A 15,362-nucleotide genomic window follows, 5' to 3' on the forward strand; every position below is an offset into this window, starting at 1 on the left:
GTGGACGCGCTTCGTTGCGGCGCCGCCCCGCGGGGTTGCCGCTTTGTAAAGTTGCTGCCGGCTCCCTGGAGCCAGTGCCCTGGTGTCAGCTGGAAGCGCGAAGGCGGTCATCTAAGATCGCGCGCTTTGCGACCGGACCGCCGGGCGCCCGAGGAGCCGAGCTTGGATTGGATGCTGTGGATCAAGGCCGCCGTGATGGGCGTGGTCGAGGGGCTGACCGAGTTCCTGCCGATCTCCAGCACCGGCCACCTGATCCTCACCGGCTCGCTGCTCGGCCTTTCCGGCGACACGATCAAGGTCTTCGAGATCGCGATCCAGACCGGCGCGATGGCCGCGGTGATCTGGGAGTACCGCCGCAAGCTGTGGGGCACGGTCGCCGGTCTCGGCCACGACGCGGTGGCGCAGCGCTTCGCGCGCAACGTGCTGATCGCCTTCCTCCCGGCGGTCGTGCTGGGACTGGCGTTCGGCGGGCTGGTGAAGGCGCACTTGTTCAAGCCGGTGCCGGTGGCGATGGCCTTCGTGGTCGGCGGCCTCGTCATCCTGTGGGTCGAACGGCGTCACCACCGGCATTTCGGCGAGCGCGACCTCGAGGGCACGCGGCGCGCGCGCGTCGAGACTGTCGATGACATGAACTCGCTCGACGCGTTGAAGGTGGGCCTGGTCCAGTGCCTGGCGCTGATCCCCGGCACCAGCCGCTCGGGCGCGACGATCATCGGTGCGATGCTGTTCGGCTTCTCGCGCAAGGCGGCCACCGAGTTCAGCTTCTACCTCGGCATCCCGACGCTGATGGGCGCCGGCGCCTATTCGGTGTGGAAGCAGCGCGCGGGTCTGAGCTGGAGCGACGCCCCGATGTTCGCGGTCGGGCTGGTGTTCGCGTTCGCGAGCGCGCTGCTGTGCATCCGCTGGCTGATCCGCTACGTCTCCACGCACGACTTCACGGTCTTCGCGTGGTATCGGATCGCGTTCGGGGCGGTGGTCCTGCTGACGGCGTGGAGCGGCGCGGTGGCCTGGACGGCCTGATCCCTGCCGCCGCCGCGCTTGACCGCGATCAAGCGCCCGGCCCGGCGGCGCGCCTATCGTGGCCCGACGGATCACGTTGGAGCGAGCCATGGGATCGAAATGGTGGATGGCCGCGATGGCGGCATGCCTGATGGCGGCGGGTGTCGCCCAGGCGCAACCGGCTTCGGCGCCGGCGGCCAGCGCGCCGGGCCGAGGGCCCGGCATGATGGGCGGGCGCTGGGGCCCGGACTTCACGCCCGGCTGGTCGATGATGAGTCCCCAGGAGCGGCAGGCGCACCAGGAGCGCATGCGCTCGATGCACTCGTACGAGGACTGCCGCACGTACCACGACCAGCATCACCGCGAGATGCGCGAGCGGGCGCAGTCCCAAGGACGCACGCTGCCGGAACAGGCGCGGCGCGATCCGTGCAGCGGCTTGGCCCGTTGACTCGCTTGCGGGGTTTCAGCGCTTGGTGAACACCAGGTCCCAGACGCCGTGGCCGAGCTTCAGCCCACGGTTCTCGAACTTGGTCAGCGGCCGGTAGTCCGGCCGCGGCGCGTAGCCCTCGGCGGTGTTGACGAGCGCCGGCTCGGCGCCCAGCACCTCGAGCATCTGCTCGGCGTAGTCCTGCCAGTCGGTCGCGCAGTGCAGGTAGCCGCCCGGCGCGATGCGCGAGGCGAGCAGCGAGACGAAGGCCGGCTGGATCAGCCGGCGCTTGTGGTGCTTCTTCTTGTGCCAGGGGTCGGGGAAGAAGACGTGCACGCCGGCCAGCGAGTCCGGCGCGAGCATGTGCTCGAACACCTCGACCGCGTCGTGCTGAACGATGCGCAGGTTCGCGAGCTGCTCTTCGCCGATGCGCTTGAGCAAGGCGCCCACGCCGGGCGTGTGGACCTCGATGCCCAGGAAATCGCACTCGGGCCGTGCCTTCGCGATCTCGGCCGTGGCGTGGCCCATGCCGAAGCCGATCTCGACCACCAGCGGCGCACTGCGGCCGAACGCGGCGTGCGCATCGAGCGGTTGCGGCGCATAGGGCAGCACGAAGCGCGGGCCCAGCTCGGCGAGTGCGCGCGCCTGGCCGGTGCCCATGCGGCCGGCGCGCAGCACGAAGCTGCGGATGCGGCGGGCAGGGCGGTCGGGGTCGTCTTGTGGCGGGGCGTCGTTCATCGTCATCGCCGCGCGGCACTGCCGCGCAGGTGTTCGCAATCGGGTTGCAGGCACTCGCTGCAGCGCGCGCGCCAGCGCGAGAACGGCGCGCCGTCGGCGCTGCTGCGCGCGTCGAAGTTCTCGTCCGGCAGCGGCAGGCCCAGCGCGGCGCACACGGCCGTGAGCGCGTGGCGGGTGCGCGCCTCGTCCTCGCCGTAGACCACCGCGTGCGCGATGCCGGCGCGTGCCAGGGCGTCGCGCAGCAGCGCGTCGATCGGCTCGCGCACGTGCGGGCCGTCGCGCTGCAGGCCATCGGGCAGCCAGGGCAGATCGAGGCCGGTCACGAGCGTGCAGTCGACCTGCGCGCGCTGCCAGGCCAAGGCCTCGTCGTAGAGGGCGGTGTCGGCAAACACCCACTGGCTGTAGACCGCGGTCATCAGCGGCGTGGTGTCGGCCAGCACGATCGCGTGGCGCGCCGCGGCAGCCTCGATGCGGCGCGCCTGCTCGCGCGCGATGGGCCGCTGCTCGTCGGGCGTCGGCGTGCGTGCGGCGCGGTCGCAGAACTCGCGCAGGTACTCGGCGACGACCACCGCGTCGTGGCCTGCCGCGCGCAGCGACAGCGCCAGCGCATGGCTCAGCGTGGTCTTGCCGGTGCTTTCGGTGCCCAGCAGCGCGACGATGCGACCGCGTGCGTTCTCAGGCATGGGCGACCGCCGTTTGGGGCGTGCGCGCGCGCTGCGCCCAGGCGCGCCAGCCCAGCAGGGCCATCACGAGGAAGAGCAGGTACAGGCCCGTGGTCATCATCAGGCCCTGCTGCGCGAAGAGCACGACGCCGACCGCATTGACGGCGGTCCAGACGACCCAGTTCTCGACCCGCTTGCGCGCCAGCAGGAACTGGGCGACCACGCTGCCGGCGCTGACGAAGCCGTCGGCCCAGGCCGCCGGCGTGGCGTGCTCGTGCAGCAGCCACACGATGGCCGGCGTCAGCGCGAGCCAGGCCGCGACGACGACCACGCGCCCGCGCGCCGACAGCGTGCGCACGGCCAGCGCGCGGCCGTCCGACTCGCGGCCCTTGAGCCACTCCCACCAGCCCCAGCACGCGACGACGATGAACAGCCCCTGCAGCCAGGCATTGCCGTGCAGGCCGGCGGCGTGGAACACCAGGCCGTAGAGCGCCGAGCTGGTGATCGCCAGCGGCCAGGCGAGCGGGTTCACGCGGATGTTGCAGACGACCATCCACACGCCCAGCAGCGAGCCGATCAGCTCGGCGCGGGAGCCGAGGCTGCCAGCCGGTGCGTTGAGCCAGGCGAGAAGGGTGTCGAGCATCGTGGAGTGCGAAAAAGGGGCCGCGCGGCCCCTGGGTGTGTCGTGACGCCGGCGGCCGTCAGCGCCTGGGGGCAACCTGCACGTAGATCTCGTCCGGCTTGATCATGCCGAGCTCGGCGCGCGCCTTCTCCTCGACCATCTCCAGCCCTTCCTTGAGATCGCGCACCTCGGCCTCGAGCTGGTCGTTGCGGGCCTGCGCCTGCTCGTTCTTGTGCTGCTGTTCGGCGAGCTGGCCGCGCAGCGCGGCCACGCGCAGCATGCCGCCCTTGCCGAACCACAGCTCCGCCTGCACGAGCGCGATCAGCACCGCGAGCACGAGGGTGACGATGCGCATCGCGGGCGGCGCTTCAGCTGACGGTGCGAGCGATCAACGCAGGTTGTAGAACGCCGCGCGGCCGGGGTAGACCGCGATGTCGCCGAGGTCTTCCTCGATGCGCAGCAGCTGGTTGTACTTGGCGATGCGGTCCGAGCGCGACATCGAGCCGGTCTTGATCTGGCCGGCGTTGGTGCCCACCGCGATGTCGGCGATCGTGGAGTCTTCCGTCTCGCCCGAGCGGTGCGAGATCACCGCGGTGTAGCCCGCGCGCTTGGCCATCTCGATCGCCGCGAAAGTCTCGGTCAGCGTGCCGATCTGGTTGATCTTGATCAGGATCGAGTTGGCGATGCGCTTCTCGATGCCCTCTTGCAGGATCTTGGTGTTGGTGACGAAGAGGTCGTCGCCCACCAGCTGCACCTTCTGGCCGAGAACGTCGGTCAGGTGCTTCCAGCCGTCCCAGTCGCCCTCGGCCATGCCGTCTTCGATCGACACGATCGGGTACTTGTCGGCCCAGCTGGCCAGCACGTTGGTCCATTCCTGGGCGGAGAGTGTGAGGCCCTCGCCTTCGAGGTGGTACTTGCCGTCCTTGAAGAACTCGCTGGCCGCGCAATCGAGGCCCAGCGCGATCTGCGTGCCGGGCGTGTAGCCGGCCTTGTCGATCGCCTCGAGGATCAGCTGGATCGCGGCTTCGTGGCTCGCGACGCTGGGCGCGAAGCCGCCTTCGTCGCCGACGGCCGTGCTCATGCCCTTGGCATCGATGATCTTCTTCAATGCGTGGAACACCTCGGCGCCCCAGCGCACCGACTCGCGAAAGCTCGTCGCGCCCACCGGCAGGATCATGAACTCCTGCAGGTCGAGGCTGTTGTTGGCGTGCGCGCCGCCGTTGATGACGTTCATCATCGGCACCGGCATCTGCACCGCGCCCATGCCGCCGAAGTAGCGGTACAGCGGCAGGCCCGACTCTTCCGCCGCGGCACGCGCCACGGCCATCGAGACAGCCAGCATCGCGTTGGCGCCGATGCGGCCCTTGTTCTCGGTGCCGTCGAGGTCGATCAGGGTCTTGTCGAGGAAGGCCTGTTCCGAAGCGTCGAGGCCCAGCACCGCTTCGCTGATCTCGGTGTTGACGTGCTCGACCGCCTTGATCACGCCCTTGCCGAGGTAGCGCGACTTGTCGCCGTCGCGCAGCTCGATCGCCTCGCGCGAGCCGGTCGAGGCGCCCGAGGGCACGGCCGCGCGGCCCATCACGCCGGACTCCAGGAGCACGTCGCACTCGACGGTGGGGTTGCCGCGGCTGTCCAGGATTTCTCGGCCGACGATGTCGACGATCGCGCTCATGCGTTTCCTTTCAGGGGGATTTGAAGATCAATCAGACCGGGGCGGCAACGCCCTCGACCAGGACCATGTTGAAGTAATCGGTGCAGCCTTCGCGCAGCTTGCGAACGCGCGTGTAGTGCTCGCCGTCGTAGAAGGCCTTGGCCTGCTCGTAGCTCGGAAAGCGCAGCATCGCGACGCGGTGCGGCTGCCAGTCGCCTTCGAGGGTTTCCTGCTTGCCGCCGCGCACGAGGTACTCGCCGCCGGCCGCCTTCACCGCCGCAGGCGCCTCCGCCATGTACTGCTTGTAGCGCTCGGGGTCGGTGATGTGCATCGTGACGATGAGGTAGCCGAATGCCATGGCCGTTCCCCGTTTCAGCAGCCGAAATCGTTCTCGAGCAGCGGCTGCGCCTTCACGACGCGGTCGATGCTCACCAGCTGCTCGAGCAGCGCGGCCATGTGCTTGAGCGGCACCGCATTCGGGCCGTCGGACAGCGCCTTGGCCGGGTCGGGGTGCGTTTCCATGAACACGCCCGCCACGCCGACCGCGATCGCCGCGCGCGAGAGCACCGGCACGAACTCGCGCTGGCCGCCCGAGCTGGTGCCCTGGCCGCCCGGCAGCTGCACGCTGTGCGTGGCGTCGAAGACGACCGGCGCGCCGGTCTCGCGCATGATCGCGAGGCTGCGCATGTCGGAGACCAGGTTGTTGTAGCCGAAGCTCGCGCCGCGCTCGCAGGCCATGAAGACGTCGTCGGGCAGGCCCTTCTCGCGAGCGGCCTCGCGCGCCTTGTCGATCACGTTCTTCATGTCGTGCGGCGCGAGGAACTGGCCCTTCTTGATGTTGACCGGCTTGCCCGATTGCGCGACCGCGCGGATGAAGTCGGTCTGGCGGCACAGGAAGGCGGGGGTCTGCAGCACGTCGACCACCTCGGCCACGGTCGGGATCTCGGCTTCGGTGTGCACGTCGGTCAGCACCGGGACCTTCAGTTCCTTGCGCACCTTGGCCAGGATTTCCAGGCCCTTCTCCATGCCCGGGCCGCGGAAGGACTTGCCGCTCGAGCGGTTGGCCTTGTCGTAGCTCGACTTGAAGATGAAGGGGATGCCCAGCTTGCCGGTGATCTCCTTCAGGCGGCCGGCCACGTCCATCTGCAGCTGTTCGCTTTCGACGACGCAGGGGCCGGAGATGAGGAAGAACGGCTTGTCGAGGCCAACGTCGAATCCGCACAGCTTCATGTCAATGAACTCCGTTGATGCCGCGCCCGATCAGGCCGCGGCCTTTTCCTTGCCCTGCGCCTGGTGGGCGAGCGCGGCCTTGACGTAGTTGGTGAACAGCGGATGGCCGCCCCACGGCGTGGACTTGAACTCGGGGTGGAACTGCACGCCCACGAACCACGGGTGCACGCTTTGCGGCAGCTCGACCATCTCGGTGAGTTTTTCGCGCTGCGTGATCGCGCTGATCACGAGGCCGGCGTCCTGCAGGCGCTGCAGGTAGTGCTCGTTGGCCTCGTAGCGGTGGCGGTGGCGCTCGGTCACGACGTCGCCGTAGATCTGGTGCGCGAGCGTGCCGGGCTTGACGTCGGAGCTTTGCGCGCCCAGGCGCATCGTGCCGCCGAGGTCGGAGTTGGCGTCGCGCTTTTGAATGCTGCCGTCGCGGTCCTGCCATTCGTCGATCAGCGCGATCACCGGATGCGGCGTCTCGGGATCGAACTCGGTGGAGTTGGCGTTCTCGAGGCCGGCCTTGTGGCGCGCGTACTCGATGGTCGCGACCTGCATGCCCAGGCAGATGCCGAGGTAGGGCAGCTTGTGCTCGCGGGCGTAGCGCGCCGCGAGGATCTTGCCCTCGATGCCGCGCTTGCCGAAGCCGCCCGGCACGAGGATCGCATCGAAGTTCGCGAGCTGGTCGATGTTGGCCGGCGTCAGCGACTCGGAGTCGACGTACTCGATCTTCACGCGCGCCGAGTTGTGGATGCCGGCGTGGCGCAGCGCCTCGTTGAGCGACTTGTAGGAGTCGGACAGGTCGGTGTACTTGCCGACCATCGCGATCGAGACCTGCGCGCTCGGATGCTCGACCGCGTGGACCAGGTCGTCCCAGCGCTTGAGGTTGGCCGGCGGCGTGGACAGGCGCAGCTTGTCGCAGATCAGGCCGTCGAGGCCTTGCTCGTGCAGCATGCGCGGCACCTTGTAGATGGTGTCGGCGTCCCACACCGAGATCACGCCCCACTGCGGCACGTTGGTGAAGAGCGAAATCTTTTCGCGCTCCTCGTCCGGAATCGCGCGGTCGGCGCGGCACAGCAGCGCATCGGGCTGGATGCCGATCTCGCGCATCTTCTGCACCGTGTGCTGCGTGGGCTTGGTCTTGAGCTCGCCGGCGGCCGCGATCCACGGCACGTAGGTCAGGTGCACGAAGGCGGTGTTGTTGGGCCCGAGCTTCAGGCTCATCTGGCGCACGGCTTCGAGGAAGGGCAGCGATTCGATGTCGCCCACCGTGCCGCCGATCTCGACGATCGCCACGTCCACGGCATCGGGCGAGCCGAAGCCGGCGCCGCGCTTGACGAACTCCTGGATCTCGTTGGTGACGTGCGGGATCACCTGCACCGTCTTGCCGAGATAGTCGCCGCGGCGTTCCTTCTCGAGCACCGACTTGTAGATCTGGCCGGTGGTGAAGTTGTTGGCCTTCTTCATCCGCGTGGTGATGAAGCGCTCGTAGTGGCCGAGGTCCAAGTCGGTCTCGGCGCCGTCGTCGGTGACGAACACCTCGCCGTGCTGGAACGGCGACATCGTGCCCGGATCGACGTTGAGGTACGGATCGAGCTTGATGAGGGTGACTTTGAGGCCGCGCGACTCGAGGATGGCCGCAAGCGAGGCCGACGCGATGCCCTTGCCGAGCGAGGACACCACACCGCCGGTGACGAAGACGAACTTGGTCATGTCGTGCCGCATGTCCCGGCGGCGCACGGATGTGGCGCGGGAATGCTTCGGTGGTAAAGCGGCATTATAGGCGCGCGGCCTGGGGGCTCGCGACGGCTGCCTTGTTGTGGAACGCGCGGGTTCGTGCGGTCGCGGCAGGCCGTGCTGATTCGAAGAGGGTCGAAGAGGGCTGGTGCGGGGTCCTCTGCCACTACCCGCGCATCTTCTCCAGCTGCTCGAGCACGATCCTGGCCGTCTCGTCGGGCCGCTCCATCGGGAACAGGTGCGAGCCCTCTACCTGCGCCATGCGCCCCTGCGTCAGCCGGCGCGTCGCGGCGAGGCCGACCTGGCGTACCTCGGCCGAGATCGTGCCGCCGATGAACGCGACTGGGCAATCCGGCGGCGCGCGGCGCACGAGCTTCTCGATGTGGTGGGGCAGCGTGTTGTAGATGGCCGTCTCCACGGCGCGATCGAAGGCCAGTTCGCGTTCGCCGCGCGAATCGACCGTGCCGCTGGCGACGTAGTCGGCCAGCACGCGCGCATCCCAGCGGGCGAAGGCTGGCTTGCTCTCGAAGTGGCGATGCACCTCGGCGGCGTCGCTCCAGCGGTCGCGGCGCTTGCGCGAGACGCGGCCGGGCGAGACCTGGCCGACCCAGCCGGTCGCCTTGGCGAGCTGCACCATGCGCGCCTTCCAGCCGTAGATCAGCGGCGAGTCGATCATCACCACGCCGGCGGCCAGCGGGCGATGCTCGAGCGCGACCATCAGGCTCAGGAAGCCGCCGAGCGAGTGGCCGACCAGGAAGGCCGGGCCGTCGGATTCGCGCAGCACGAAATCGGCCAACTGCTGACGCAGATGCGGCCAGTTGCTGGTCACCGGGTAGGCCGCGTCGTGGCCGATGCGCTCGATCGCGCGGACCTCGTAGCCGGCCGCGCGCCAGGCCTCGAACAGCACGCGGTAGGTGCCGGCCGGAAAGCCGTTGGCATGCGCGAAGACGATGGTGGGCTTGCGGCCGTCGCGCGCGACGGCACCGGGATTGATCGCGGGAAGCTGGGTGTCGACGAAGGGGATCTCGCTGGCCGCGTAGCGCGGCGCGTTCTTCTTCACGCGGTCAAGCATCGGGCGCCCTCACCACCGCGATCGGCGCCAGCGGCGAAGGGCCGTCGTCGGACGACTGCATCTGGCTGCCCGGGCCGTTGGACAGTGCCGGCGCGGCCGCAGGCAGTGTCAGCGGAAACTCGCTTTGCTCGCCATGCCACGTGGGGGCCGGCAGCGAGTCGAAGGCCTCGCGCAGCTTGCGGCCCCAGGCGGCGCGGATCATGCGGAAGTAGGCGTTGTTCTCGTCGATCTTGACCAGACGGTCGACCGCGAGCGAATCGGCCTCGTAGACCAGCAGGTCCAGCGGCAGGCCGACGCTGAGGTTGGACTTGAGCGTGGAATCCATCGACACCAGCGCGCACTTGGCCGCCTCGTCGAGCGGCGTCTCGGGCGTGACGACGCGGTCGATCACCGGCTTGCCGTACTTGCTCTCGCCGATCTGGAAGTAGCACACGCCGTCGACGCCGGCCTCGACGAAGTTGCCGGCCGCGTAGACGTTGAACAGTCGCATTGTCTCGCCGCCGATCTGGCCGCCGACGATCAGGTTGGCGTTGAACTCGATGCCGTGCTTCTTGAGCGCGGTGGCGTCACGGTCGTGCACCGTGCGCACCGCGGCCCCGACGATGCGCGCGACGTCAAACATCGTGGTGGCGGTCCAGATCGTCACCGGCGTGCCGTCGTGGTCGATCGTGGCGCTCTGCAGCACCTGGCGCACGGCCTGCGTGATCGCCAGGTTGCCGGCCGACAGCAGCACGATGACGCGGTCGCCGGGGCGCTCGTAGACCGTCATCTTGCGGAACGTGGAGATCTGGTCGAGGCCCGCGTTGGTACGCGAGTCCGACAGGAACACGAGGCCGGCGTTGAGCCGCATCGCGACGCAGTACGTCATGGTCGCTCCGCAGTGGAAGACAGAAGGGCGCGCAGGCGGTAGAGCGCGTCGAGCGCCTCGCGCGGAGTGAGCGTATCAGGGTCGATCGCCGCGAGCTCGGCCTCGAGCGCCCCCGGCGCGGCGGCCGCTGCGCTCGGCGGCTCGATGGGCGCGGCGAACAGGTCGATCTGCGCGTCGCGCTCGCGCTGCTGCGTCTCCAGCGCCTCGAGCGCAGCCCGGGCCTGGCGCAGCACGGCCGGCGGCATGCCGGCCAGGCGCGCGACCTGCACGCCGTAGCTGCGGCTCGCGGGCCCCGGCTGGATCTCGTGCAGGAAGACGATGTCGTCGCCGCCCGAGCCGTGGGTCTCGGTGGCGCTCACGTGCACGTTGATCGCGCGTTCGTGCTTTTCGGGAAAGGCGGTCAGCTCGAAGTAGTGCGTCGCGAACAAAGTGAAGGCGCGGCTGCGGTCGTGCAGGTGGGTCGCGATCGCGCCGGCGAGCGCGAGGCCGTCGAACGTGGAGGTGCCGCGGCCGATCTCGTCCATCAGCACCAGGCTGCGCTCGGTGGCGCCGTGCAGGATGGCCGCCGCCTCGGTCATCTCGAGCATGAAGGTGGACTGCGCGTTGGCGAGGTCGTCGGCCGCGCCGATGCGCGTGTGGATCGCATCGAAGGGCCCGAGCCGGCAGGCGCCGGCCGGCACGTAGGAGCCCATCGCGGCCAGCAGCACGGCGAGCGCGACCTGGCGCATGAAGGTGCTCTTGCCGCCCATGTTGGGGCCGGTGATGACGAGCATCTTCGTCTTCGCGTCGAGCCGGCAGTCGTTGGCGATGAAGGTGCCGCCGCCGGTCTCGGCCAGCCGCGCCTCGACCACCGGATGGCGGCCGGCCTCGATCTCGAGGCAGGGGTGGTTGACGAACTCGGGCCGCGTCCAGCCCAGCGTCGCGGCGCGCTCGGCCAGCGCGGCCAGCGCATCGATCGCCGCCAGCGCGCGCGCCAGCGCGCCAAGCGCGGCCACGTGGGGCTGCAGCGCGTCGAGCAACTGCTCGTAGAGCCACTTCTCGCGCGCCAGCGCGCGCTCCTGCGCCGACAGCGCCTTGTCCTCGAAGGCCTTGAGCTCGGGCGTGATGTAGCGCTCGGCGTTCTTCAGCGTCTGGCGGCGCTGGTAGTCGCTCGGCACCTTGTCGACCTGGCCCTGCGTGACCTCGATGTAGAAGCCGTGGACTTTGTTGAACTGCACGCGCAGGTTGGCGATGCCCGTGCGCGCGCGTTCGCGCGACTCGAGGTCGAGCAGGAAGGCGTCGCAGTTGTTCTGGATCGCGCGCAGCTCGTCGAGCTCGGCGTCGAAGCCGGGGGCGATGACGCCGCCGTCGCGCAGCAGCACGGCGGGCTCCTCGGCGAGGCTGCGGGCCAGCAGCTCGCCGATCGCGGCGTCGGGCGTCAACGTGCGTGCGAGGTCGTCGATGGCGGCGGCGCCCGCGGGCAGTGTCGCGCGCAGCGCGGGCAGCGCCGCCAGCGTCGCGCGCAGGCCGGCCAGTTCGCGCGGGCGCACCTGGCGCAGCGCGACGCGCGCGGTCGTGCGCTCGACGTCGCTGACACCGCGCAAGGCCGCGCGCAGCGGCTCGATGCCGGCGGCGATCAGCGCCTCGATCGCGTCGTGGCGGCCGGCTGCGACCGTGCGCTCGCGCAGCGGGTGCGTGAGCCAATGCCGCAGCGCGCGGCTGCCCATGCCGGTGACACAGACGTCGAGCAGCGACAGCAGCGTCGGCGCCCGCTCGCCGCGCAGCGTCTGCGTCAACTCGAGGTTGCGCAGCGTCGCCGGCGGCAGCTCGAGCAGGTCGCTCGCGCGCTCGACCGACAGCGTGCTCACATGCGCGAGCGCGCCGCCTTGCGTGTGCTCGACATAGCCCAGCAGCGCCCCGGCGGCGGCCTGCGCGACGGCCAAGTCCTGCGCATTGACGCCGGCCAGGCTCGCGACGCGCAGCTGTTCGCACAGCTTGCGCGTACCTAGCCCGGCGTCGAACTGCCACGGCGGGCGGCGCGTCAGCGCCGCGCCGCTGGCCGCGGCGGCGGCCTGCACCGCTGCCGGCAGCTCGTCGCTCGTGACCAGCAACTCGGCCGGCGACAGGCGCGCCAGCCAGCCGGCGAGCTCGCGTTCGCCGCATTCGGTGATGCCGAGCCGGCCGCTCGCCAGCCCCAGCCAGGCCAGGCCGATCGTGCCGCGCTGCGCGTGCATCGCGACCAGCAGCGTGTCGCTGCGCTCGTCCATCAGCTCGGTGTCGGTCACCGTGCCGGGCGTGACGACGCGCGTGACCTTGCGCTCGACCGGGCCCTTGGCAGTGGCGACATCGCCCACCTGCTCGGCGATGGCCACCGCCTCGCCGGCGCGGATCAGCTTGGCGAGGTAGCTCTCCAACGCGTGCACCGGCACGCCGGCCATCGGGATCGGCTCGCCGCCGCTCGCGCCGCGCGCGGTCAGCGTGATGTCGAGCAGGCGGTTGGCGCGCCGCGCGTCGTCGTAGAAGACTTCATAGAAGTCCCCCATGCGAAAGAACAGCAGCGTGTCCGGATGCTGCGACTTCAGCCGCAGGTACTGCTGCATGACCGGCGTGTGGCCGGCGAAGTCGTTCATGACGCGGCTCCCGGCGTCAGAACGGGGCGTCGTCGTCCTTGGGCGGGACCAGATCGGCCTTGCGGATGCGCGTGGGCGCCTTATTCGCCGCCGGCGGCTTCACGGCGGCGGCGAGCGCGCTTTCCGGTGTGGCCTCGACCGGGGCGTCGGCGGCGGCCGGCTTGTGCGCGGCGTCGCCGTCTTCCTTGATCACGCGGGTGTAGGGCGCGAGCATCTGTACCAGTTGCGCGTAGATGCGCGGGTTGCCCGCGACCAGCTCGCGCTGGTGCAGGAAATCCGATTCGCCGGTGAAGTTGCCGACCAGGCCGCCGGCCTCGGTGATGATCAGCGAGCCGGCCGCGCAGTCCCAGGGCGACAGGCCGGTCTCGAAGAAGCCGTCGTAGTAGCCGGCGGCCACGTAGCACAGGTCGAGCGCGGCGGCGCCCGGGCGGCGCAGGCCGGCGCAGGCGCTGCTGACCTCCTCGAACATCTTCAGGTAGCGCTTGAAGTTGTCGCCCTTGCGAAACGGGAAGCCGGTGCCGATCAGGCACTCGAGCATGCGCGTGCGCTTGCTGACGCGGATGCGCCGGTCGTTGAGGAAGGCGCCGCGGCCCTTGGAGGCGTAGAACAGGTCGTTGCGCGAGGGGTCGTAGACGACGGCCTGCTGGATCTGGCCGCGAAACGACAGCGCGATCGACACCGCGTAGACCGGAAAGCCGTGGATGAAGTTGGTGGTGCCGTCCAGCGGATCGATGATCCACAGGTAGTCGCTGTCCTTGGCGCCGTGGGCGCGGCCCGACTCTTCGGCGAGGATGCCGTGGCCCGGATAGGCGGTCAGCAGCGTCTCGATCACGGCCTGCTCGGCCGCCTGGTCCACCTCGGTGACGAAGTCGTTGTGCGACTTGGCCGTGACCTGCACCCGCTCGATGTCCAGCGCCGCGCGGTTGATCAGCGCACCGGCGGCCCGCGCGGCCTTCACGGCGGTGTTGAGCATGGGGTGAAGGGCTTGGGACATGGCGGTCTCGTGCGGCGGGCGCGAAGGTGAATGCAGGCTGGCGGGGGACAAAGAGCGCGAAGCCAGCACAAGGCCGGCTTCGATAATGGCGGCGATTTTAGCCGTAGCCCGCCATGACCGATTCCGCCGACCCGACCCGCTTCATCCTCATCGGCACCAGCCATGCCGGCAACGTCGGCGCGGCGGCGCGGGCGATGAAGGTGATGGGCTTTCGCGAACTGGTGCTCGTGGCGCCGCGTTTCGCTGACGTGCTGGTTCAGGAGGAGACCGTCGCGATGGCCAGCGGCGCGGCCGACATCCTGGTGCGCGCCAAGGTGGTCGGCAGCTTGGCCGAGGCGCTCGATGGCGTGCAGGTGGCCTGCGCGACAGCGATGACGCCGCGCGACTTTGGCCCGCCCACGCATGCGCCGCGCGACTGGCTGCCCACGCTGGCGGCCGCGCCGCGCCCGGTGGTCGGCTTCGTCTTCGGCTCCGAGCGCTACGGGCTGGCCAACGACGACGTCTATCGCTGCCACGCCACGCTGTCGATCCCGACCTCGCCCGACTACGGCTCGCTCAACCTCGCGCAGGCGGTGCAGATCGTGGCCTACGAGTGGCGCCAGGCGCTGGGCGGCTTTGCGGTCGAGGCGCGCACGCCCGAGCCGGCCTGGGCCGACGGCGCGGCGGTGCAGGGTCTGCTCGAGCACTGGCAGCGCGCGCTGGTGCACATCGGCTTCCTCGACCCCGACGCGCCGAAGAAGCTGGTGCCGCGGCTGAACCAGCTGGCCAACCGCGCCCGCCTCACGCAGGAAGAGGTGCACCTGCTGCGCGGCGTCGCCAAGGCGATGCTGGAAGGCCGGCGCTGAGCGGCACGGCGCCCGGCGGCCGTGCGGCCGGTCACGGACAAGGCCCCGCGCCCATCCCCGGAGTAGGCGGCGGCGTTCGTGACTGCGCGGCTTCATCGCTACACTGCCTTGCATCCTTGGTTCCCGCATGAGCTGTCCCATGTTCGGCAACCTGCGCGAAGACATCGCCTGCATCCTCGAGCGTGACCCCGCGGCACGCAGCACCTTCGAAGTGCTGACGTGTTACCCGGGCCTGCACGCCCTGGTTCTGCATCGCAAGGCGCACAAGTGCTGGAACCGCGGCTGGCGCTGGCTCGGGCGCTTCATCTCGCATGTTGCGCGCTTCCTGACCGGCATCGAGATCCACCCGGCGGCCAAGATCGGCCGGCGCGTGTTCATCGACCACGGCATGGGCGTCGTGATCGGCGAGACCGCCGAGGTCGGCGACGAATGCACGATCTACCAGGGTGTCACGCTCGGCGGCACCTCGCTCGCCAAGGGCGCCAAGCGCCACCCGACGCTTGGGCGCGGCGTGATTGTCGGCGCCAACGCGCAGGTGCTGGGCGGCTTCACGGTCGGCGAGGGCGCGCGCGTGGGCTCGAACGCGGTGGTCACCAAGCCGGTGCCGGCGGGCGCCACGGCGGTCGGCAACCCGGCGCGCATCATCCAGGCCGAAGGCGACGCGCAGCGCGAGGCGGCGGCGGCCAAGATGGGCTTCTCGGCCTACGGCGTCACGCAGGGCGACGATCCCGTAGCGCAGGCCATGAAGGGCCTGATCGACAACGCGGCCGGCCAGGAACACCAGATCGCCATGCTCTGGCAGGCGATCGAAAAGCTCTCCGGCGGCGCGCGCGAACTGCCCGGCGAGGAATGCGTTCCGCAGGACGCGCACACGACCGAGCAGTTCGACGCAGAGGCGCTGAACCGGCTGGTGAAGTGAGCCGCGG

Annotated in this window: 16 protein-coding genes; 4 read left to right on the forward strand and 12 right to left on the reverse strand. The window is 70.0% G+C overall.

Annotation, left to right across the window (positions count from 1 at the left end; genetic code table 11):
- Positions 1-162 precede the first annotated feature (162 nt).
- Together ACO2TI_RS16980 and ACO2TI_RS16985 are read left to right on the forward strand one after the other, a co-directional pair.
- Positions 163-1,020 carry an undecaprenyl-diphosphate phosphatase gene (locus tag ACO2TI_RS16980; RefSeq protein WP_423286132.1) on the forward strand — a complete coding sequence of 286 codons (858 nt, stop codon included), beginning with the start codon at positions 163-165 and terminating at the stop codon, positions 1,018-1,020.
- An 88-nt stretch (positions 1,021-1,108) separates the two neighbouring features.
- Positions 1,109-1,447 (forward strand): hypothetical protein, encoded by a 339-nt coding sequence (locus ACO2TI_RS16985; RefSeq protein WP_423286133.1) that lies wholly within the window; start codon positions 1,109-1,111, stop codon positions 1,445-1,447.
- A 15-nt stretch (positions 1,448-1,462) separates the two neighbouring features.
- Here the strand turns inward: ACO2TI_RS16985 and trmB are convergent, their stop codons facing one another.
- The 12 genes from trmB to ACO2TI_RS17045 all read right to left on the reverse strand — a co-directional run bounded on the left by trmB (position 1,463) and on the right by ACO2TI_RS17045 (position 13,591).
- Positions 1,463-2,170 carry a tRNA (guanosine(46)-N7)-methyltransferase TrmB gene (gene trmB / locus ACO2TI_RS16990; protein WP_423286134.1) on the reverse strand — a complete coding sequence of 236 codons (708 nt, stop codon included), beginning with the start codon at positions 2,168-2,170 and terminating at the stop codon, positions 1,463-1,465.
- A complete protein-coding gene (locus ACO2TI_RS16995) occupies positions 2,167-2,847 on the reverse strand; it encodes an AAA family ATPase (RefSeq protein WP_423286135.1) in 681 nt (226 codons plus the stop codon). The genes trmB and ACO2TI_RS16995 overlap by 4 nt, the downstream gene beginning before the upstream one ends.
- Positions 2,840-3,469 (reverse strand): nicotinamide riboside transporter PnuC, encoded by a 630-nt coding sequence (gene pnuC, locus ACO2TI_RS17000; RefSeq protein WP_423286137.1) that lies wholly within the window; start codon positions 3,467-3,469, stop codon positions 2,840-2,842. The genes ACO2TI_RS16995 and pnuC overlap by 8 nt, the downstream gene beginning before the upstream one ends.
- 58 nt (positions 3,470-3,527) lie before the next feature.
- Positions 3,528-3,803: a cell division protein FtsB gene (gene ftsB / locus ACO2TI_RS17005; RefSeq protein ID WP_423286138.1), complete on the reverse strand. Its 276-nt coding sequence runs from the start codon at positions 3,801-3,803 to the stop codon at positions 3,528-3,530.
- A gap of 33 nt (positions 3,804-3,836) precedes the next feature.
- Positions 3,837-5,120, reverse strand: coding sequence for a phosphopyruvate hydratase (gene eno / locus ACO2TI_RS17010; protein WP_423286139.1), 1,284 nt, complete (start codon positions 5,118-5,120; stop codon positions 3,837-3,839).
- Between the two features lie 31 nt (positions 5,121-5,151).
- Entirely contained in the window at positions 5,152-5,457 is a 306-nt protein-coding gene (locus tag ACO2TI_RS17015; protein WP_423286140.1) for a DUF1330 domain-containing protein, read from the reverse strand.
- 14 nt (positions 5,458-5,471) lie between these two features.
- The gene (gene kdsA, locus ACO2TI_RS17020) at positions 5,472-6,329 is read right to left on the reverse strand and encodes a 3-deoxy-8-phosphooctulonate synthase (RefSeq protein ID WP_423286141.1); all 858 of its coding nucleotides are present in this window, start codon (positions 6,327-6,329) and stop codon (positions 5,472-5,474) included.
- 30 nt (positions 6,330-6,359) lie between these two features.
- Complete coding sequence (locus tag ACO2TI_RS17025) at positions 6,360-8,024, reverse strand: CTP synthase (protein ID WP_423286142.1); 1,665 nt, start codon at positions 8,022-8,024, stop codon at positions 6,360-6,362.
- 190 nt (positions 8,025-8,214) lie between these two features.
- Positions 8,215-9,120, reverse strand: coding sequence for an alpha/beta hydrolase (locus ACO2TI_RS17030; RefSeq protein ID WP_423286143.1), 906 nt, complete (start codon positions 9,118-9,120; stop codon positions 8,215-8,217).
- Entirely contained in the window at positions 9,113-9,988 is an 876-nt protein-coding gene (locus ACO2TI_RS17035) for a peptidase (protein ID WP_423286144.1), read from the reverse strand. Before ACO2TI_RS17035 ends, ACO2TI_RS17030 begins: the two co-directional genes overlap by 8 nt.
- The gene (mutS, locus tag ACO2TI_RS17040) at positions 9,985-12,597 is read right to left on the reverse strand and encodes a DNA mismatch repair protein MutS (protein WP_423286145.1); all 2,613 of its coding nucleotides are present in this window, start codon (positions 12,595-12,597) and stop codon (positions 9,985-9,987) included. Before mutS ends, ACO2TI_RS17035 begins: the two co-directional genes overlap by 4 nt.
- Positions 12,598-12,613: 16 nt before the next feature.
- Positions 12,614-13,591, reverse strand: a complete 978-nt coding sequence (locus ACO2TI_RS17045) for an inositol monophosphatase family protein (RefSeq protein WP_423286146.1) — start codon at positions 13,589-13,591, stop codon at positions 12,614-12,616.
- Between the two features lie 113 nt (positions 13,592-13,704).
- On the opposite strand from ACO2TI_RS17045, the gene ACO2TI_RS17050 reads away from it, so the two are divergent.
- Positions 13,705-14,436 (forward strand): RNA methyltransferase, encoded by a 732-nt coding sequence (locus ACO2TI_RS17050; protein WP_423286147.1) that lies wholly within the window; start codon positions 13,705-13,707, stop codon positions 14,434-14,436.
- A gap of 139 nt (positions 14,437-14,575) precedes the next feature.
- Entirely contained in the window at positions 14,576-15,355 is a 780-nt protein-coding gene (gene cysE, locus ACO2TI_RS17055; RefSeq protein WP_423286384.1) for a serine O-acetyltransferase, read from the forward strand.
- Positions 15,356-15,362 lie beyond the last annotated feature (7 nt).

It is taken from the genome of Caldimonas sp. KR1-144, assembly GCF_049446155.1.
Lineage (GTDB): Bacteria > Pseudomonadota > Gammaproteobacteria > Burkholderiales > Burkholderiaceae_C > Rivibacter.